The 19,098-nt window shown below is 49.3% G+C and carries 19 protein-coding genes; 9 read left to right on the forward strand and 10 right to left on the reverse strand.

What is annotated here, in order from left to right; genetic code table 11:
* Window positions 1-6 precede the first annotated feature (6 nt).
* From pqiA to rmf, 4 genes are all read left to right on the forward strand, one after another.
* Window positions 7-1,275, forward strand: a complete 1,269-nt coding sequence (gene pqiA / locus SFA31_RS12860; protein ID WP_322838337.1) for a membrane integrity-associated transporter subunit PqiA — start codon at window positions 7-9, stop codon at window positions 1,273-1,275.
* On the forward strand, window positions 1,265-2,905 hold the full coding sequence (pqiB, locus tag SFA31_RS12865; RefSeq protein WP_322839363.1) for an intermembrane transport protein PqiB: 1,641 nt from the start codon (window positions 1,265-1,267) through the stop codon (window positions 2,903-2,905). The genes pqiA and pqiB overlap by 11 nt, the downstream gene beginning before the upstream one ends.
* Entirely contained in the window at window positions 2,902-3,465 is a 564-nt protein-coding gene (gene pqiC, locus SFA31_RS12870; RefSeq protein WP_322838338.1) for a membrane integrity-associated transporter subunit PqiC, read from the forward strand. The genes pqiB and pqiC overlap by 4 nt, the downstream gene beginning before the upstream one ends.
* Window positions 3,466-3,995: 530 nt before the next feature.
* Window positions 3,996-4,163 carry a ribosome modulation factor gene (rmf, locus tag SFA31_RS12875; protein WP_322838339.1) on the forward strand — a complete coding sequence of 56 codons (168 nt, stop codon included), beginning with the start codon at window positions 3,996-3,998 and terminating at the stop codon, window positions 4,161-4,163.
* Between the two features lie 118 nt (window positions 4,164-4,281).
* Here the strand turns inward: rmf and fabA are convergent, their stop codons facing one another.
* Both fabA and SFA31_RS12885 read right to left on the reverse strand, forming a co-directional pair.
* On the reverse strand, window positions 4,282-4,800 hold the full coding sequence (gene fabA, locus SFA31_RS12880; protein WP_322838340.1) for a bifunctional 3-hydroxydecanoyl-ACP dehydratase/trans-2-decenoyl-ACP isomerase: 519 nt from the start codon (window positions 4,798-4,800) through the stop codon (window positions 4,282-4,284).
* Window positions 4,801-4,868: 68 nt separating this feature from the next.
* Window positions 4,869-6,623 (reverse strand): Lon protease family protein, encoded by a 1,755-nt coding sequence (locus SFA31_RS12885; RefSeq protein ID WP_322838341.1) that lies wholly within the window; start codon window positions 6,621-6,623, stop codon window positions 4,869-4,871.
* Between the two features lie 164 nt (window positions 6,624-6,787).
* Between SFA31_RS12885 and matP the strand changes: the two genes are divergently transcribed.
* Entirely contained in the window at window positions 6,788-7,240 is a 453-nt protein-coding gene (gene matP, locus SFA31_RS12890; RefSeq protein WP_322838342.1) for a macrodomain Ter protein MatP, read from the forward strand.
* 465 nt (window positions 7,241-7,705) lie between these two features.
* Here matP and ompA read toward each other — a convergent pair whose 3' ends face one another.
* Entirely contained in the window at window positions 7,706-8,776 is a 1,071-nt protein-coding gene (ompA, locus tag SFA31_RS12895; RefSeq protein ID WP_322838343.1) for a porin OmpA, read from the reverse strand.
* A 355-nt stretch (window positions 8,777-9,131) separates the two neighbouring features.
* Window positions 9,132-9,644, reverse strand: coding sequence for an SOS-induced cell division inhibitor SulA (gene sulA, locus SFA31_RS12900; RefSeq protein WP_416208355.1), 513 nt, complete (start codon window positions 9,642-9,644; stop codon window positions 9,132-9,134).
* A 214-nt stretch (window positions 9,645-9,858) separates the two neighbouring features.
* On the opposite strand from sulA, the gene SFA31_RS12905 reads away from it, so the two are divergent.
* A complete protein-coding gene (locus SFA31_RS12905; RefSeq protein ID WP_322838345.1) occupies window positions 9,859-10,485 on the forward strand; it encodes a TfoX/Sxy family DNA transformation protein in 627 nt (208 codons plus the stop codon).
* Here the strand turns inward: SFA31_RS12905 and yccS are convergent.
* Window positions 10,470-12,617 carry a YccS family putative transporter gene (gene yccS, locus SFA31_RS12910; protein ID WP_322839364.1) on the reverse strand — a complete coding sequence of 716 codons (2,148 nt, stop codon included), beginning with the start codon at window positions 12,615-12,617 and terminating at the stop codon, window positions 10,470-10,472. The genes SFA31_RS12905 and yccS overlap by 16 nt on opposite strands.
* Before the next feature lie 13 nt (window positions 12,618-12,630).
* Complete coding sequence (locus SFA31_RS12915; protein ID WP_322838346.1) at window positions 12,631-13,080, reverse strand: YccF domain-containing protein; 450 nt, start codon at window positions 13,078-13,080, stop codon at window positions 12,631-12,633.
* Between the two features lie 135 nt (window positions 13,081-13,215).
* Here SFA31_RS12915 and helD point away from each other — a divergent pair, with 135 nt between their 5' ends.
* Window positions 13,216-15,270: a DNA helicase IV gene (gene helD, locus SFA31_RS12920; protein ID WP_322838347.1), complete on the forward strand. Its 2,055-nt coding sequence runs from the start codon at window positions 13,216-13,218 to the stop codon at window positions 15,268-15,270.
* Here helD and mgsA read toward each other — a convergent pair whose 3' ends face one another.
* Window positions 15,271-15,729 carry a methylglyoxal synthase gene (gene mgsA / locus SFA31_RS12925; RefSeq protein ID WP_322838348.1) on the reverse strand — a complete coding sequence of 153 codons (459 nt, stop codon included), beginning with the start codon at window positions 15,727-15,729 and terminating at the stop codon, window positions 15,271-15,273.
* Between the two features lie 152 nt (window positions 15,730-15,881).
* Here mgsA and SFA31_RS12930 point away from each other — a divergent pair, with 152 nt between their 5' ends.
* The gene (locus SFA31_RS12930) at window positions 15,882-16,298 is read left to right on the forward strand and encodes a CoA-binding protein (protein ID WP_322839365.1); all 417 of its coding nucleotides are present in this window, start codon (window positions 15,882-15,884) and stop codon (window positions 16,296-16,298) included.
* A gap of 502 nt (window positions 16,299-16,800) precedes the next feature.
* On the opposite strand, the gene hspQ is transcribed toward SFA31_RS12930, so the two are convergent.
* Entirely contained in the window at window positions 16,801-17,118 is a 318-nt protein-coding gene (gene hspQ / locus SFA31_RS12935; RefSeq protein WP_322838349.1) for a heat shock protein HspQ, read from the reverse strand.
* A 71-nt stretch (window positions 17,119-17,189) separates the two neighbouring features.
* On the reverse strand, window positions 17,190-18,380 hold the full coding sequence (rlmI, locus tag SFA31_RS12940) for a 23S rRNA (cytosine(1962)-C(5))-methyltransferase RlmI (protein ID WP_322838350.1): 1,191 nt from the start codon (window positions 18,378-18,380) through the stop codon (window positions 17,190-17,192).
* A gap of 96 nt (window positions 18,381-18,476) precedes the next feature.
* On the opposite strand from rlmI, the gene yccX reads away from it, so the two are divergent.
* Complete coding sequence (gene yccX, locus SFA31_RS12945) at window positions 18,477-18,755, forward strand: acylphosphatase (protein WP_322838351.1); 279 nt, start codon at window positions 18,477-18,479, stop codon at window positions 18,753-18,755.
* On the opposite strand, the gene tusE is transcribed toward yccX, so the two are convergent.
* Window positions 18,752-19,081 (reverse strand): sulfurtransferase TusE, encoded by a 330-nt coding sequence (gene tusE / locus SFA31_RS12950; protein ID WP_322838352.1) that lies wholly within the window; start codon window positions 19,079-19,081, stop codon window positions 18,752-18,754. The two genes, yccX and tusE, sit on opposite strands and share 4 nt — an antisense overlap.
* Between the last annotated feature and the right edge of the window lie 17 nt (window positions 19,082-19,098).

A 19,098-nucleotide genomic window follows, 5' to 3' on the forward strand; every position in this document is an offset into this window, starting at 1 on the left:
AGCGGCATGTGTGAATCTCACCGCGCCGCGCGGCATATCTTATGTCCCCAGTGCGATATGGCAGTGGCGCTGCCCGATCTGAAGCCGGGCGAGAAAGCGTGCTGTCCGCGCTGTTCAACGACGCTGACCACGGCGTGGCGCGCGCCGCGCCAGCGTCCAACGGCCTATGCGCTGGCGGCTTTGTTTATGCTGTTTCTTGCTAATCTATTCCCCTTTGTAAATATGAAAGTGGCGGGCCTGACCAGCGAGATTACGCTGCTGGCAATCCCGAAAGTAATGTTTTCAGAAGATTACGCGAGTCTCGGAACATTCTTTTTGCTATTTGTTCAGTTAGTGCCCGCGTTTTGCCTGGTGTCGATTCTGCTCTTGGTTAATCGGGTTCGTATGACGCCAGGGCTGGCTCGCGTGCTGGCTCGCATTTTGTTTCAGCTAAAAAGCTGGGGGATGGCGGAAATTTTTCTGGCGGGCGTACTGGTGAGTTTCGTGAAACTTATGGCCTACGGTGATATTGGCATTGGCCCCAGTTTTGCACCCTGGTGCCTGTTTTGCCTGCTGCAATTGCGCGTATTTCAATGCGTTGACCGACGCTGGCTGTGGGATGACATTGCGCCAGCGCCGGCCTTGCCGCATTTTCCGAAAGCTGGGATCGCTGGTATTCGACAGGGGCTGCGCTCCTGCTCCTGCTGCACCGCGATAGTTCCTGCAGAGCTGCGCGAATGCCCGCGTTGTCATACTCATGGCGCCGCGCGGCGCCCACATAGCCTGCAGTGGACGTTATCGCTGCTTATTACGTCGATAATTCTTTATCTGCCCGCGAATTTATTACCGATTATGATAACCGACCTGTTAGGCGACAAAATGCCGTCTACGATTCTGGCGGGAGTCGTTTTGCTCTGGAGCGAGGGGTCATATCCCGTCGCAATGGTTATTTTTATGGCCAGTATTATGGTTCCGACGCTTAAGATGATTGCTATCGGCTGGCTGTGTTGGGATGCGCACGGGCACGGGCGCGCAAATAGCGAACGGATGCATAAGATTTATGAGGTGGTCGAATTCGTTGGCCGCTGGTCGATGATTGACGTTTTTGTGATTGCCGTACTCTCTGCGCTGGTGCGTATGGGGGCGTTAATGAGTATTTATCCCGCAGTGGGGGCGCTGATGTTTGCGCTGGTGGTTATTGTGACGATGTTTTCCGCGTCGATGTTCGATCCCCGTTTAACCTGGGATCGCGCGCAGGAACACAACCATGAGGAGTTTGATGGACATGGAAAATGAGCGCGGAAAGGCCCGGGTGAAAAAAGTGAAAAGCTGGTCCCCCGTTTGGATTTTCCCCATTATTACGGCGCTGATTGGCGCATGGATTCTGTTTTATCATTACAGCCACCAGGGGCCAATGGTTACGCTGATTACAACAAATGCGGAAGGGATTGTCGGCGGTAAAACCGCCATTAAAAGCCGCAGCGTTGATGTCGGTAAAGTCGAGAGCGTAGTCTTAACCGATGACTTGCATCACGTTGAAATCAAAGCGCGTTTGAATTCGGGTATGGATAAACTTCTGCGCAATGATTCCGTCTTCTGGGTCGTGAAGCCGCAGATTGGCCGTGAAGGGGTAACGGGGTTAAGCACCCTGTTGTCCGGGGCGTATATCGAACTCCAGCCCGGGAAAAAAGGTGAAAAGCCGGCGCGATATGAATTATTAGACTCGCCGCCGCTGGCGCCGCCTGATGCCAAAGGTATTCGTATTACGCTGGACAGCGATAAAGCGGGGCAGCTTAACCCCGGCGATCCGGTTTTATTTCGCGGCTATCGGGTGGGATCGGTTGAAACTAGCGAATTCGATGCCACCAGCCGCTCAATTCATTATCAGCTTTTTATTAGCGCGCCGAATGACCGGCTGGTTACCAGCAACGTGCGCTTCTGGAAGGATAGCGGTATCGCCGTCGATATGTCGTCATCCGGGATGCGGGTGGAAATGGGATCGCTGACTACGCTGTTTAGCGGCGGCGTTAGTTTTGATGTGCCGGAAGGATCGACCTGGGGCGAGCCAGTGGAGAACCGCAGCGAATTTCATTTATATAACGATCGCCGTAGCATTCAGGATTCGCTGTATACGCAGCACGTAGATTATTTGATGTTCTTTAAAGATTCCGTTGGCGGTCTGAAACCCGGTGCACCGGTTGAATTCCGCGGTATTCGCCTGGGGAGCGTGTCTCAGGTGCCGTTCTCGGTTCCTGGCCTGAGCCAAAAACTTAATACCGATTACCGGATACCGGTACTGATTCGCATCGATCCTAAACGGGTAGAAGATCAGTTGGGTGAAGACCCCGATCTTCGTTCGCACCTCGATGAGCTGTTCGATCGCGGGCTACGCGGTTCCTTAAAGACTGGCAATATCGTGACTGGTGCTCTGTACGTCGACTTAGATTTTTATTCGAAAGCACCGCCGTTTAAAGGTATCCGCAATTTTGGTGGCTATACCATTATTCCAACGGTGACCGGTGGTTTGGCGCAAATCCAACAAAAACTGATGGAGACGCTGGATAAAATCAATAATTTGCCGCTTAATCCGATGGTTCAGCAGGCAACTAATACACTGAATGAAAGCCAGCGGACAATGCAGGAACTGCAGAAAACGTTGAATAATCTCAACCAGTTTACTGGCAGCAAATCGATGCAGCAATTGCCGGAAGATATGCAAAAAACGCTTCAGGAACTGAACAGGAGCATGAAAGGGCTGCAGCCTGGTTCGGCGGCATATAACAAAATGGTTGCGGATATGCAGCGTCTCGATCAGGTGCTGAGGGAATTACAGCCAGTCCTGCGCACGCTGAATGCGAAAAGTAATGCGCTGGTGTTCGAAGCGAAAGACAAAAAGGATCCCCAGCCGAAGAGGGCGAAACAATGAAACAATGGCTACCGCTGTGCCTGGCGCTGGCGCTGAGCGCCTGCAGCAGTACAAGCGAACTCACGTATTATCAATTGCCAACGCCGGTGCAGGCGGTGTTGCAAAGCGCTTCGCAGGCTGGGGCGCCTCAGCTTTGGATTGATCAGGTTCGGATACCTGACTATCTGGCTGAGAATGGCCTGGTATACCAAACCACGGATGTCCAATACTCAATTGCAACGCAAAATCTCTGGGCCAGCCCCCTGGATCAGCAATTGCGCAGTACGCTGGCGGCTAATTTGAGCGCCCGCCTGCCCGGCTGGATAGTTTCTTCCCAGCCGTTGGGCAACGAGCAGAGTGTATTAAGCGTGGAGGTGACGGATTTTTATGGTCGTTACGATGGGCACGTTATCGTTAGCGGCGAATGGTTGCTGAATCAGCAGGGAACATTAATTAAACGACCTTTCTATATTGATTTAAAGCAGCAGCAGGACGGGTACGACGCAATGGTGAAAGTACTGGCTCAGGGTTGGCAACAGGCAGCGACACAGATAGCCGCACAGCTTGAGCGTTTACCTTAAAGCATAGGGGCGCGTCGGAATCATCTCGATGCACCGCCGGCGTTACCTATCCCGCGGGTGTAGTTACGGCTACGCCCGCTTCCTTTATATGGCTTTGTATCTCTGCCGCCATTCTCCTGCACCGACTATGGGTTCTGGGTTAGCTGAGCGCTGCCGTGGGCCCGACGCGTGCTACAAATAACGCTGGCGCGCGGTATTAATCAGGCGTTAATTATTCGACAGCAATACTTTTGACTATGTTTGCCATCTTTTGCAGATAGAAGACAGGCTGCTGCCGAGGTCTTCAATAGCCGAATAATTTGTCTCTCTGGCTTACAAAGCGCTTTTACGGGCTTTTTATTCGCTCTCCGCGCTTGAAAAAATTAAGCGATAGCAATCAGTAAAATAACGCCTTCATACCTTGAGATGCTGAAAAAATGCGCGTTTTCTGGCTTGACGGACGCAGTTGAAGCAGGTATTGATTAGGGGTGATTGCTCATTTTGTAATCACTGTTTTCTTTTTCCACAAATCAAAATGAGGGAAACGAGGCATGAAGAGACAAAAACGCGATCGCCTGTCACGGGCTCATCAACGAGGTTATCAGGCGGGTATTACCGGGCGCTCTAAAGAAATGTGTCCCTATCAGTCGTTAAATCAACGATCGCACTGGATGGGAGGCTGGCGAGATGCCATGGAGGACAGGGCGCTTACCGCCTAATAGTGTCTCTTTAAAAGAAACCTCCGCGCCTGCGGAGGTTTTGCGATGGCGTTCAGCCCAATCGAATGAGTTACAGTATTTTTACTATATCATTCAATTGATTGGGTTGATTTACGCTTTAAAAAGCAGAGGTATCTTTAAACAGACCTACTTTTAAATCGCTCGCGGTGTAAATGACTCGCCCGTCGACTAAAACTTCACCGTCGGCCAGCCCCATAATTAGACGGCGATTAACGATGCGCTTGAAGTGAATGCGGTAAGTCACTTTTTTTGCCGTTGGACGAATTTGACCGGTAAACTTTACCTCGCCAACGCCGAGTGCGCGGCCTTTTCCTTCACCGCCAAGCCAGCCAAGGTAAAAACCGACCAGTTGCCACATAGCATCAAGACCGAGACAGCCTGGCATAACAGGATCGCCGATAAAATGGCAGCCAAAGAACCACATATCCGGGTTGATATCCAGCTCGGCTTCCACATAGCCTTTATCAAAATTGCCGCCGGTTTCCGTCATTTTAACCACGCGGTCCATCATCAGCATATTAGGAGCGGGGAGCTGCGGGCCTTCGGCACCAAACAGTTCTCCGCGTGAGGAAGCAAGAAGATCTTCTTTCGTATAGGATTCGCGTTTATCAACCATGTCTACAATAAGCCTTATTCTAGTGAAGCACGCAGATTAGCTTACACGTGTACGCTCAACAACTCCGATCAGTTGTGGTTAAACCAGTTCAACCAGCGAAGCGGCCACGGATAGCGGTGACGATAGTCTTGTTGGTTAGCCTGGGTAATGCGTTCTTTCATAATAGTTAACAGACAATCCTGAGTATCATCGCTCCAGGTGAGTCCTGTTAATAATGTAAGCGCGTCGGCGGCATTATCGACAGCCCAAATAGAAAAAGTACCCTGTTCAACCGCCTTAACGACGTCGCGCTCTAAGGCAAGATGACGCATATTTGTTTTGGGTATGATAACGCCCTGTTGACCGGTGAGCCCGCGGGCAGCGCAAATGTGGAAGAACCCTTCAATTTTTTCGTTGACCCCGCCAATGGGTTGCATATACCCAAACTGGTCAACGGCGCCGGTAATGGCGATGCTTTGATTAATGGGGGCGCTTGCCAGCGCACTAATAAGCGCACACAGTTCTGCCATAGAGGCGCTATCGCCATCGACTTCGCTATAAGATTGTTCAAAGGTGAGCGAGGCAGTAAAAGGAAGTTGCTGATCGAGATCTAATGCAGCCAGTAAAAATGCCTGCATAATCATCATGCCTTTGGCGTGAAGATTGCCGCCTAACTCCGCTTTACGTTCAATGTCAGTAAACTCGCCGTCGCCAAAGTGGATGACACAACTTATCCGGGATGGCTCGCCAAACGTGCGCGGATGACCGGGAAATTCGATGACAGATAAGGCATTGACCTGACCGATACGTGCGCCATCCGTTTCTATCCAAATTTGCCGGGATAGAATCTCCTCGCGCATACGCTCTGGCAGAAAATCTTCTCGCCACTGTCGCTGATTTACCATGTGCGCAAACGCCTCAGAGCCCATCGCGTCTTCGTTACCAAAAAGCGCCGCTTCTTTTAGTTGGCGAATAATCCAATCGTTTGATAGCGGCAGAGTTTGATTATCTCCCGTATAGCGTGCGCCCTCATGGATGAGCTCAGGCCAAAAGTCATTCTGAATAGCGGGTAGCCGCTGGGTTTTAGCAAGGTGGCTAACCCAGTTGCACCAAAGCGCTGCTGCTTCCGGCGTATTGATTTGCAAACAGTCTTCATATTCACTGTATATTGCCAGCGCAGACAGTTCAGGCTCTAGCTCCTGAAAGTCGGCCAGCGCCTCTCGATCGCCACTCAGAACGAGCCTGACGGAGAGTGGTAAAGAAGGAATGGAAACGGGTAAAGGGCGGTTGTCATCGGGCGATAGCCAATCAAAGCGCCGCTGTGCCAGCATTTGTTTCAGACGCAGCCAGAGGCGGGGTTGTAATAAGACGCTGCGCAACGCCATCACTAATACGCCTCCATTGGCCTTATGAATAAGGCCTGGTTCCAGCGTTAGTGTATCCTGATGAAAACGAACGCAGCCGAATAGCTGCGGTTCTTCAACCCAGTCGGCTATAACGATATCTCCCTGAGCAGCAAAATTATCTTGCGCTGAAGTTGCCGGCTGTAAATCAACCTGATTTCCCTGCACAGTATAATGACCACCGCAAAGCGATGAGCCCGATACGTAAATATCCTTCAGCGCCTCGCCAATCATGGTTAAAGATGACCAGGTTTGCGTATTTTTGACCAGCAGAATATCCGCCGGTGGGTTAACTTGCATTAATTGCTGAAGCCCATTACATAAACGCGGCTGAACACGCTCAAAGACTGAGGCGCTGTGTTCTAATAAAGCGGCTGAAGGTGCCTGTAACAGGCTGGCATCGGGCACCAGGTGATGCGATGGAAGTTGATTTATGGTCAAAATAATCTGCAATCGCTTAATATTAAAAGAGCGATTATACAGTATGTCGTTGCGCTTCACACAGATCGTGCATAAAAGGTGTGGGAAGAATCGATAATCTCTTACAGTAATGCACTGGAAAACTGATAATCTGAATAATGTTACGCGGTCACACTGAGATTACTATGAAATATCAACAACTGAAAAATCTCGAAAGCGGCTGGAAATGGAAGTATCTGGTTAAAAAACATCGCGAAGGGGAGCTGATCACGCGCTATGTGGAAGCCAGCGCAGCCCAGAGCGCCGTTGATTTGCTGCTAACGATGGAAAATGAACCGGTAAATGTACTGGCGTGGATCGCGCAACATATGAATCCTGCGCTGGAAAATCGAATGAAGCAGACCATTCGAGCACGCCGTAAGCGCCATTTTAATGCAGAACACCAGCATACGCGTAAAAAGTCCATTGATTTGGAGTTTATGGTGTGGCAACGCCTTGCCGGGTTATCACGTCGCAGGAACCAAACGCTTTCGGAAACTATTGTACAACTGATTGAAGATGCAGAACGCAAGGAAAAATACGCAACGCAGATGTCGTCCCTGAAAGAAGATATACAGGCACTGTTAAGTAAAAAATAGCGGTGCGCTGAGAACTGTGAATATTCTATCCGGGCCGGTTATTTTCCGGAGAAACCGTGTAACTTTATAACCGGGAAGGCAGGTGCCGGTTTGCGATATTTCTATAGCCGCAGGCGTGGATTAAGGTTGCCACAAATGCCATGGCACTATTTATAAGTGAAAATACCTATTTGTGCCGAATTTAACTTCCTCATCGTCCGGCAGATAATTCATTTTAACGCTATCCGATTTTAACTATAGCCATATTGCTTCTCTGCTATTTGCCTAAATTACAGAAGGATTGCTATAGATAAGCACTTCTAATTGATGTTGTTATAGCGGCGCGAAGTTATATTGGGCTGTAAGGCGGAAGGCGGAAGGCGGAAGGCGGAAGGCGGAAGGCGGAAGGCGGAAGGCGTTTTTAATTCATTCGGAAATATAAAAAAACCCCGCCTAAGCGGGGTCTTAACATTAAAAGGTAATAACTTAAGCCTGAGGCTGAGTTACTACATCTTTAACGCCTTTAACTTCGATTTCTACGCGACGATCGGGTGCCAGGCAGTCGATCAGTGCAGCGCGACGTTTCACGTTGTCACAGGTGTTGCCAGTAACCGGGTTAGATTCGCCCATACCGCGTGCAGAAATTTTATCTGCCGGGATACCTTTAGAAATCAGGTAGTCAACAACAGACTGTGCGCGTTTTTCAGACAGTTTCTGGTTGTAAGCATCTGAACCGATACGGTCCGTGAAGCCCAGAACTACAACGGAGCCGTCTTTCGGATCCAAGTTGCTTAGCTGAGTATACATCTGATCCAGCGCCTGCTGGCCTTCTGCTTTCAGCGTAGCTTTGTTGAAGTTAAACAGAACATCAGACTTCAGAGTGAAGTGTTTAGTCTGTACTTCAGGAGCCGGAGCCGGTGCCGGTGCAACCGGAGCAGGAGTATCCTGACCGAAGCGGTAGGATACGCCCAGGCTCAACATACCGTTGTCCGGACGAGTGCCGACGGTGTGTGCATCGCCGATATTGTTAACCCACTGGTATTCCAGACGAGTTGCGATATCTTGAGTAAGAGCCCACTCGAAACCTGCGGCGTAGACCGGAGAAACACCGGTGTCGTGATCTTTCAGACGCTTACCCAATGCGTTTTTCGCTGAAGAATCTGCACGCCATACCATACCACCCAGACGAGTATAGATATCCAGATCGTCCAGAATCGGGTAGCTCAGTTTAGCGGTCAGCTGAATACCCTGCGCTTTGAATGCGCCGTTTTCTTCACTGCCTTTGTACTGCATACGACCTAACCAGTCATAACCCATTTCAAAACCAACATATGGGTTAACCTGGTAGCCACCGAATGCGCCAGCGCCAAGCTGGTTTTCGTGGGTCGGGCCATTGCCGATACCAGAGTCGTAGCCATTACCGTAGAAACCGGTGTCATGATACTGGGACCAACCCAGTTTTGCACCTGCATACCAGGTGTTATCTTTCGGAGCGGCCTGCGCTACGGTAGCGAAGCCAGCCAGTGCCACTGCAATCGCGATAGCTGTCTTTTTCATTTTTGCGCCTCGTTATCATCCAAAAAGGCCACAGGCCTTAAAGCCATTAAAGCCCACGGTTAAATCCTTCATCCGGGTAGGTGCTCAGTTGTAACTCTACCGCTAAGGCGGTTTATAGTGAGCAACCCCGGCGAGCTAAAGTCTACAACGTAGTGGAAAACTTACAAGTGTGAAGTCCATCAGATACATAGAAAAAAAGGAATTGATGACATAATTAGTCACAAAAAAGCTTAAAATTTCATCGAGTAACTTTTATCAGTAACGCTGGAGAAGCATAGCCAGTCAAGGTTTCACCACTTTTTCCAGTAACCTGGCGAAGTTCAAAAAAAAATGCCAGGATTAATCCTAAATTTACTTAATGATACAAACTTGTGTGAATTTTAATATCGTTTCGTGGTCTGGATGAGGAAATTATGTGACCCACTGGACGTAAAATAAGCCCAACGCCAGTCCCTGTTTCTGCTGCGGATGCGAGCAAATGGTGTTCTGCCAATGTAAGCTCTCGCGATAACCAGCCAACGACCACACTATAGTTTCCGGTCTGTAATGCTTTTGCCATGGTTGTTACCATAGTTTCTGAACTGGTGTGGTTTGCCTGCATTACCTTGTCGATAGGTAGTCCAGCTTCCTCTACCCACTGGCGATTTAATTTCTGATGCGGCGTTAGCCACAGTTGCCAGCGAGATTGTAAACCAAGCTGCTGTAATAAGGGTAATAACAGCATTTGTGTTAATTGTGGGCGCTCTGCACTATAAACAATTTCGCTGATCATGCCCTGTACGTATTGCGCCTCGCATACAAAACTTTGAGTGCCGTGAATGCGATGAGAAGATTGAGGCATGCGTTGGCGATAAGTGAGTGTGTTCATAGTGCCTTCCATCGTAATATTACTGTATGAATGTACAGTATCCTTTGCATGAGCAAAGATCAACCCAATTTTTGAAAGCACATCGCAGTTTGCAAAAAGCGTCATCATGAAGTGCCAATTCCGATTGCGCTTTCCAAAGAAGTTGCCTATTTTCCCGTTAGCTGAACCATCAATGAAGCCTGTTTTCTATTATTTGATTTTAAAGGATAAAAATATGAAGGACTCATGCTACGCAAAAATTTATAAGACGCGATCCTGTCTTGCACCATTAGGTGATATCCAACATAAAGCGCTATTTGGGGGATATAGCCTTGCCGTGCAGGATACTGTTTTTGCGATGGTCGCTAAGGGGGAACTTTATTTACGGGCAAGCGAAGAGTGCGTGGAATATTTTCGTAAACGCCAGGCACCAGCATTGGCATTTACTCGTCATGGTCGTGATGTTTGCCTGAATTATTACAAAGTTGATGAGGCGCTTTGGCAAGATGAAAAGCAATTATTATCACTTTCAAAGCTGGCATTAGAAGGCGCGCAAAATGAAAAACAAAAGCGTGCCGCCGGTGGCCGCCTGAAAGATTTACCGAATCTCAATTATAGTCTTGAAAATATGCTGTGGCTGGCAGGTATACATGATGTTGAAACCTTACGGGCGACGGGCGCACGCGAAGGGTGGTTACGGTTACGCAAAATAAATAAAACTGCGGGAATTAGAATTCTGCTGGCCCTTGCCGGCGCTTTAACCGGGCAGCATGCCGCCGCGCTTCCGGCTCAGCTAAAGCAGGAGCTACTGGAATGGGCGGCAGATCAAATGCACCAGGATGATAATTATTCCGGCAAATGACAAATTTGTTTTTGGCACTGAGATAGTTCAGGTATCAGTGATACCAGCAATCCAATCTGCTGTATGACCAGGGTTTTTTTGTTGTCTACCCGGAAAGCACTGTGCTCAAGGCGTTGAATTATCGCTTTAAGTGTGTGCTGAATATTTTCATTGTTTACATCAGTGCTGAAATTTAGCGTGCTATCGATATAGCATACCGTTTCATCCAGAAGTGTGAGCGTTTCGGCATCGCAGAGTTTTTCCCGATGAGCTCCCAGCGTTGAAATATAGCTATTAAAAGTATGATTCAGGCAAAGTAAGCGGAATGCTGCTTCACGTATTTCAGGTTTAACATTGGGTTCAGTGGACATATTAGATACCACAGAGGCGAACTCAGCATCCTGATTATGAGCATTACGCCGGGCAATACGATAATCCAGACGGTTATCACGTCCCTGGTGATATTGTTCCATAATCGCATCGAGGTAGCGGCAGTTTGCCTGAAAGGCGCGTTCAACGACCGAAGGGAGGCGCCGGAAACGCCAGTCTGGCCAAATAAAACTAACCGCAGTCCATGCGATAGCACATCCAATAAGTGTGTCAATAATGCGCGGTATTGCAACAATAAAGCCTTCACCCAGAAGGTTAAAACACAGCAGTACCAGCAGGGTAATAAATAATGTTGCGTGAGCATATTGTATATTGCGAAATGCAAAAAAAAGGACGCCGCTCAGAACAATTAAAAGTAATTGCCCTTCAATTGAAGGCACCAGAAGTAATATAGGAATGCCGATAGCTACCCCAAGCAGCGTTCCTATTATACGCAGTTTTAGACGGTGGCGAGTTGCATTATAGTTGGGTTGGCAGACAAACAGGCTGGTAAGCAATATCCAGTAGCCATGTTTTAGCCCCGTTAACTGTATAAAAATATACCCAAGACACAGCACTAAAGACATCCGCACCGCGTGACGAAAAAGCGCTGATTCAGGCGTAATCGTATGTTTTATTCGCAACCACATATCATGGATACTGTTTAAACTATCATCTGCGAGCTGGTTTTCAGGATCGCTAACCCGTTGAACTATTGCAGACTGCTCAGACTCAATTGTGGCGAGTTGCGTATCTATAGCTCGCAGATTTCTGATAAGAAAGCGAATAGCTTCGCGTTCAGCGGTGGTTATATCAAGCGGGGATAAACGCTCCAGCGCGGTGTCCAGATGCGTGAAATAACGTTCAAAACGTGCGTCGTGGCGGTATGGCGTACGTAATAAAATTGCACGGGATAGCTGCTGGCAAGCCTGGGCCTGCATTGATAACAACCGCTGGAAACGAAACATTACATCGCTGTGGCGAAATTTATCGCGCAGCGCCTGATACTGGATATGTGAGGCATTGGCCCGCTCGTGGATATCCTGAGCTGTGAAGTAGTAGTGAAGCGCGCGACGCGTTCCCCGCTGTCCGCGATCGCCGCGCAGGCGGGTGAGTAAAATCGCTTTTGTCTGATTAAGTGTGGCGACCAGAAGGCCATTAGCCATAGCCAGATCGAGTAATAATGCCTGGCTATCATCTTCAATATCGGGATCAAACAGCCGGGACTTAAGCTCAAGATAATGCGCAAGTTCGCCATAGCTTTGGGATAGACTATCCTGTGCCGGGCGTATGGGAAATATGAGGTGCCCGACAAGGGTAAGCAGATTGTACCAGATAGCCCCCGCAAGCAATAACAAAGGCTGTTGATACCAGGTATGAAATAAGGAAAAGCCCAGCATGGTATAGATAGCAATCAGCAGTGCGCCGAATGCAATAGTTGCATAACGCTGTCCCAGGCTGCCTAACAGAATAAAGCCACTGGTTGATAACATTAACCCCACGGTAAAAAAGACTGGCATAGGGAAAAGCAGCTCTACGGACACTGAAGCGACAAAGAAGCTGATTAGCGTAATAATGAGATTGCGCAGGCGCCCGGCTAAACGATCGTCTAAATCCGCCAGCGCGGCGGCAACAACGCCGAGCGTTAGCGGGATAGTCAATTTAACTTCATTAAGCCACCAGGGAAATGCTGCGCATCCGCTTAGAGCGATAAGTATGCGAACATTGTAAAGCCAGGCGCTATTACCGGTATAGCGTTGCAGCAATGGGCTAAGTTTCACCACGCAGGTTGACCGCTTATTGGGAGAAAGAATGACGCGCGTTCGCTTCACGGGCGGCGCGGGCCGTTTCAATAGACACTACGCGGCGTCCTACGGGCCAAAGTGCAATTGCCGCTATTTTAAAATTGGCGATACCGACTGGTATACCGATTAGCGTCAGGCACTGGGCAATCCCTGCGCCAATGTGGAGTAGACAAAGCCACCAGCCAAAAAAGATAACCCACAAAATATTTAGCAGCGTACCGCCGGTATTCATGAGTGCATTCTTTCGTGCGGGATACAAAACGTCCACATGAACAGCTTCGTTACCGTAGGGCAGCAAAGATAGCTTTGTTATTTCCCAGCATGAACGCGTTAACGGTAATGTAAATATTAGGATGATACTGACGATTGTGGCCAACAGCCATGAAGCGGTGGTTAAAAAACCGCCCAAAATAAAATTAAGGATATTCAGTACGGTGCGCATAAATTACCCAAGTATAATAAAACGTATCCGGAGCGATGAGAGAAATGATTGTACCGTGTTTTTGTCTGGAGCGGGGGTTCTACGGCGGGTAAACTCAATATTTCAAAAAATCACTCGGGCAGGGCTGTGACTGGCATGGAATTAAAAGCAACCGCGATAGGCAAACATTTAGCACAACATCCGTACAATCGCGTGCGTATGCTTAATGCAGGCGTTGAAGTTTCAGGCGAACGGCATCAGTACCTTATTCCTTTCAATCAACTATTAGCCATTCACTGTAAGCGTGGGTTGGTATGGGGGGAGCTGGAGTTTGAACTGCCGCAGCATCAGGTTGTGCGTCTGCATGGCACGGAATGGAATGCCACGCAGCGTTTTTTCCATCATCTCAATCAATGCTGGCAGCGCTGGAGCGCAGAGATGAGTGAAATTGCCGCCAGCGTATTGCGTCAGCAACTGGAGGCTGTAGCGTTAATAGCAGGCAATCAGCATTGGCTAAGGCGTGAGGATTTGGCGGTAATACAGGGCGGTATTCGCGAGGCCTGCCAGGCGCTTCCTTTTCCAGCTGCGCGCCTTGATGAGTTTGAACACTGTCGAACACTGTGGCGACGGTGCCAGGCATGGCTGAAGGAAGGCGAAACTTACCGGGAGCAGCAAAATGATGCCTGGACGCACCAAATGCTGCAGGAACACCGTGATTTTTTTGAAACGATAGAAAGCGCCCCGTTGAATGTTTCACAGGCGCGGGCGGTGGTTAACGGTGAATCTTCTTTATTGGTATTGGCCGGCGCCGGTAGCGGAAAAACGTCCGTACTAGTAGCGCGCGCCGGCTGGCTTTTATTGCGCCAGGAGGCACTACCTGAACAAATTTTGCTGTTGGCTTTTGGGCGCAATGCCGCGCGGGAAATAGACGAGCGAATAGCCCAACGCCTGCACGCAGAGGCTATCACGGCCCGGACGTTTCACTCATTAGCGCTGTATATTCTTCAGCAAAGTGGAGGGAAGATCCCACGTATTAGCCAGCTCGAAACAGGCAGTGCTGCGCGTCAGCACCTCCTTATCGAGGCCTGGCAGCAGCAATGCCAGAATAAAAAAACGCAGGCCGTCGGCTGGCGACAGTGGTTAAGCGACGAATTGGGTTGGGCGTTGCCTGAGGGTGAGTTCTGGAAGGATGAAAAACTTGCTTGCCGCCTGGCTCCACGTCTGGAGCGTTGGTTAGGGTTGATGCGCATGCACGGTGGTTCTCAGGCGGTAATGATTGCCGATTGCCCGGAAGAGATCGGGGCGACTTTCCAAAAACGCATCAGATTAATGGCCCCTCTACTGAAGGCCTGGAAAAGTGCGCTAAAAGAAGAAGGTGCAGTCGATTTTTCGGGACTTATTCATCAAGCGATTAATGCGCTGAATAAAGGGCGTTTTATCAGCCCCTGGAAGCACATTTTGGTGGATGAATTTCAGGATATATCTCCTCAGCGCGCGGCTTTACTGGAAGCGCTTCGGCGGCAAAACACGCAAACGACGCTGTTTGCCGTTGGCGATGATTGGCAGGCGATTTATCGATTTAGCGGCGCGGAATTATCGCTTACGACCGCATTTGAGCAAACGTTTGGCGGTGGCGATTATGTCGCGCTGGATACGACATACCGCTTTAATCGTCGTATTGGGGAGATAGCTAGCCGTTTTATTCAGCAAAATCCCGGCCAGTTAGAAAAACCACTAAATAGCCTGACACTTGGTGATAAAAACGCGGTGGCTCTGCTTGGTGAGGATAAATTTGAGGCTCTATTAGATAAACTTAGCGGCTACGTTGAGAATGGCCAGCGGGTGCTAATTCTGGCGCGGTACCACTATTTGCGCCCCGCCGTGCTGGACAAAGCTGCCACGCGCTGGCCAAAGCTTTGTCTTGATTTTTTGACTATTCATGCCAGCAAAGGACAACAGGCTGATTATGTCATTATTCTTGGGTTGCAGAATGAACCAGACGCTTTTCCCGCAAAAACGCGTGAATCAGTTATAGAACAAGCATTGTTGCCGCCGCAGGAAGATTTTCCTGACGCTGAGGAGCGGCGCTTATTGTATGTGGCATTGACGCGTGCGAAGCATCGGGTATGGCTTTTATATCACTCGCAGCGGCCATCCATTTTTGTCGATACATTAAAGCAACTCGGTGTGCCGGTATTACGTAAACCGTGATTATTTCAGGCGTTCAGCCAGGTAGCGCGGGTAGTCTGGAATAATAATCTCCATGCTATCTTTAAAATGCGGCGACTGAATTAATAAATCAGCGGTTGAAACATTGGTTGCAACAGGAATATTCCAAACGGTGGCCAGGCGTAACAGCGCCTTTACGTCGGGATCGTGCGGTACGGCGTTAAGCGGATCCCAGAAGAATATTAGGATATCGATTTTTCCTTCGGAAATCAGTGCGCCAACCTGCTGATCGCCACCCAGCGGGCCGCTTAGCATTGCTTTAACATCCAGACCGCTGGCGCGCTGAATAAGATTGCCGGTAGTGCCTGTGGCATACAATTTATGGTGAGAAAGACGCTCTTTATGGCGTTCAACCCACTGCAGCAGCATAGTTTTACAATGATCGTGGGCAACCAGAGCGATATGCTTTCGCGGCGCTAAAGTGCGAGTAGTGAGTTCCATATTATTTCCTGTAACGAATTGGCCAATGGATTCTAATTTAGTCTTTCAAGACTGCAAACAATAACGCAGTGCGGGGAAAATGCCATACTAAGTTAATTGCGTTGAAGTGGATACAATAGGTTTATTATTAGGACGTTGAGGAGGACACAATGATGCAAGACGGTGAGATTCGCAACATTTTAACCAATACGCACACGATAGCCTTAGTCGGGGCCAGCGATAAACCTGACCGGGCCAGTTATCGGGTGATGGCATATTTACTGGCGCAGGGATTTCGGGTTATTCCGGTATCACCGAAAGCGGCAAACACCGATATCCTGGGGCAAAAAGGGTATGCCACCCTGGAGGAGATCCCTGAGCCTGTCGATATGGTGGATGTATTTCGTAACGCCGAGGCTGCCTGGGACGTGGCGCAGGAAGCTATCGCCATCGGCGCGAAAACACTCTGGCTTCAGCTTGGGGTGATTAATGAACAGGCAGCAACGCTGGCGCGAGATGCCGGTTTGCGCGTGGTAATGGACCGATGCCCCGCAATTGAAATCCCCCGCCTGAATTTAGCGCGAGCATAACGTGAGTAATTGGCCGTCTTTTAAAACGCAAATGCATATTAGGCCGCGCAATCGATTATTGCGCAGCCAGCAAAACTCGGATTAAACCCCGCCCTTGCTGCTGATTAGCTGCGCCCGCCGAATCGTTATCCAGATTTCTGAGTAACCCTATTTTAAAAAAAAGTTTATTCAACGAAATAGGGTTAAGCCTGTATAAGGCGCTGTTAGCGCTATTTATTTTTTAATACACCCTTGTGAAGCATAAAAGCGGGTATTTTAGGCTACTGTGATTTTTGACAGATTTGCTTAACGATAAATTTAGACTGGCCGCGCGCGCAATCTTTTCTATGGGAGGCCGTATATTCTGAGAGCTGAGCGATAAATATTGTCGTCGGTGGGGGCAAAATTTTTCATCAGTAAACGCGCGCTAAGCTGAAGCGCTTAACGCGCGTAATCAATCACTTTTTCTGACTAAAATAGTTTCTTTGCCACCGACGTAGACATATTTTGGCGAGGCGAAAGATCAGTTCCTCAGGCGTGGAGCCTGAAGCTGCTGCTGAATGGATCGCGCAAGATCGTCAAGCGTAGGCTGTTCCGGATGATCCTGCGCTATCTCTCCGCTCAGCTGGGCTTCGGCCAAATACGTGCGAACGGGGTTTCCTTCATCATCTTCCATCACCACGTGATACCAGGGAGCGGCTCTTAAGGCATCACTGACGGCAAGTTCGTCGGCTGACGGTTTTTCCAGCGCATATCCGGCATCGATATCTACCACTACTCCCAAATAGCCAAGAAGCTGATGGCGGACCTGCTGTCCAATATTAAATTTGCTGGTAATCATATGACCTCCCAAAAACGCTTTATGCCCGTATATATATGGGCGAAAGCGTTTTTTTCAAGACGGGCGCCAGTTTAGATTAGACGGCAGGCAAAACCTTTAAGATATAGCCCTTCCGGGTAGGCGACATTAACCGGATGATCGGCAGCCTGGCGAAACTGCTCTATAAATTGCACTTCGCGACCGGCGTCCACGGCGGCATCGGCGATGATTTTTTGAAATAAATCGCCGCTCATTAATCCTGAGCAGGAAAACGTTAGCAATACTCCACCCGGGTTAAGCAGCTGGAAAGCCAATAAATTAATATCTTTATATCCACGGCATGCGCCAGCCAGTTGGTTTTTATTTTCAACAAACTTCGGGGGATCCATGATAATAACGTCAAATGTTTCGCCTTGCTCACGGTAGCGGCGCAGCAGTTTAAATACATCATCACGGATAAACTGGGCTTTGCTGACATCAAGCTGATTAAGCTCGACGTTCCGGCGGGCAATATCTAATGCTTCCTGAGAGGTGTCTACACTGATAACTTCACGGCAATTCCCCAGCAATGCGGAGACGGCGAAACCGCCCGTATAGGAAAAGCAGTTTAGCACGCGCTTATCCTGCGCATAACGTCGGCTCGCAAAACGGCTATCACGCTGGTCAAGGTAATAGCCGGTTTTATGGCCGGATTTTATATCGACCCAGAGTTTCATTCCGTGCTCTTCTATTGACAGTAACTCTGGCGGCAGTTCACCGCAGACTAAACCCTGTGTTAACGGCAGGCCTTCTTTTTTGCGCACGGCGACATCTGAACGGTCATAGATAGAACACTCTGGATAAAGTTTTTGTAATGCGCTGACTAATACCGGGCGCTGATATTCGGCACCGGCAGATAAAAGTTGTAATACCAGAAATTGTCCAAAACGATCGATAGTGATCCCAGGCAGCCCGTCTGATTCTCCGGCAATCAACCGGTAGCTGTCCAGTCCGTCACGCTGAGCGATTTCACTGCGCCACTGCTGCGCGCGCTGCAGACGACGTTCAAAAAAATCAATATCGATAGATTCCGTCGGATCGAACGTCCAGACTCGGGCGCGGATCTGTGACGCGGGAGATAACGCCGCGCGCGCCAGCCAGGCGCCCTGATGGCTGACGATATCTACGGTTTCACCAGGGCTGGCTTTCCCTTCCATGCGGGCGACGGCTCCGGAGAAAACCCATGGATGACGGCGCTGTAATGATTTTTCGCGCCCTTTGGCTAACACTAAACGTACGCTCATAATTTGCTATGCTGCGAAGAGAATGACAAAAGGAGCGCCATTCTCCCGAGTTCCCTGAAGAAAAGCAACGGCGCTCTGACTGAGTGGGAGGCGTGTATGGCTTACAGTATGATGAGTTGGATTTATGGCCGGGTGCAAGGGGTTGGTTTTCGCTATAGCACCCAGCGTGAGGCACAAAGATTAGGTGTGACCGGGTATGCGCGCAATTTGGATGATGGCAGTGTTGAAGTGCTGGCCTGCGGTGAGAAACAACAAATCGACCAGCTTATTGCCTGGCTCAAAGCCGGTGGCCCCGCAAGCGCCCGCGTTGAACGTGTAGATAGCGAACCCTATCACTCGGATAAGCGCTGGGATCGCTTTGAGATCCGCCGCTAAATACATTTTACAGGTTTAGGCAGGCCGGCAATTTTTGTAGCCTGCTTAGCCGGCCCTTTGGGAAACAGGCGGTACAGATAGCGGCTATTGCCTTTATCTTCGCCCAGTTTTTTAGCTACCGCTTTAACCAGCATACGAATGGCCGGTGAGGTATTAAATTCCAGATAAAATTCACGTACAAAATGCACAACTTCACGGTGCTCGGGCGTGAGAATAATATTTTCATTTATAGCAATGGCTTCGGCTAATGCTTCGCTCCAGTCCGCGCTATCTTTAAGATACCCGTCGGCGTCGGTTTCAATTTCCCGGCCTTGAAATATGAGCATGGCGATCCCCAGGAAGG

It is taken from the genome of Erwinia sp. HR93, from assembly GCF_034555055.1.
Lineage (GTDB): Bacteria > Pseudomonadota > Gammaproteobacteria > Enterobacterales > Enterobacteriaceae > Apirhabdus > Apirhabdus apintestini.

Coding starts and splice junctions, on each gene's coding strand:
- pqiA (WP_322838337.1), top strand. CDS start 7: ATGTGTGAATCTCACCGCGCCGCGCGGCATATCTTATGTCCCCAGTGC.
- pqiB (WP_322839363.1), top strand. CDS start 1,265: ATGGAAAATGAGCGCGGAAAGGCCCGGGTGAAAAAAGTGAAAAGCTGG.
- pqiC (WP_322838338.1), top strand. CDS start 2,902: ATGAAACAATGGCTACCGCTGTGCCTGGCGCTGGCGCTGAGCGCCTGC.
- rmf (WP_322838339.1), top strand. CDS start 3,996: ATGAAGAGACAAAAACGCGATCGCCTGTCACGGGCTCATCAACGAGGT.
- fabA (WP_322838340.1), bottom strand. CDS start 4,800: ATGGTTGATAAACGCGAATCCTATACGAAAGAAGATCTTCTTGCTTCC.
- matP (WP_322838342.1), top strand. CDS start 6,788: ATGAAATATCAACAACTGAAAAATCTCGAAAGCGGCTGGAAATGGAAG.
- ompA (WP_322838343.1), bottom strand. CDS start 8,776: ATGAAAAAGACAGCTATCGCGATTGCAGTGGCACTGGCTGGCTTCGCT.
- sulA (WP_416208355.1), bottom strand. CDS start 9,644: ATGAACACACTCACTTATCGCCAACGCATGCCTCAATCTTCTCATCGC.
- SFA31_RS12905 (WP_322838345.1), top strand. CDS start 9,859: ATGAAGGACTCATGCTACGCAAAAATTTATAAGACGCGATCCTGTCTT.
- SFA31_RS12915 (WP_322838346.1), bottom strand. CDS start 13,080: ATGCGCACCGTACTGAATATCCTTAATTTTATTTTGGGCGGTTTTTTA.
- helD (WP_322838347.1), top strand. CDS start 13,216: ATGGAATTAAAAGCAACCGCGATAGGCAAACATTTAGCACAACATCCG.
- mgsA (WP_322838348.1), bottom strand. CDS start 15,729: ATGGAACTCACTACTCGCACTTTAGCGCCGCGAAAGCATATCGCTCTG.
- SFA31_RS12930 (WP_322839365.1), top strand. CDS start 15,882: ATGCAAGACGGTGAGATTCGCAACATTTTAACCAATACGCACACGATA.
- hspQ (WP_322838349.1), bottom strand. CDS start 17,118: ATGATTACCAGCAAATTTAATATTGGACAGCAGGTCCGCCATCAGCTT.
- rlmI (WP_322838350.1), bottom strand. CDS start 18,380: ATGAGCGTACGTTTAGTGTTAGCCAAAGGGCGCGAAAAATCATTACAG.
- yccX (WP_322838351.1), top strand. CDS start 18,477: ATGGCTTACAGTATGATGAGTTGGATTTATGGCCGGGTGCAAGGGGTT.
- tusE (WP_322838352.1), bottom strand. CDS start 19,081: ATGCTCATATTTCAAGGCCGGGAAATTGAAACCGACGCCGACGGGTAT.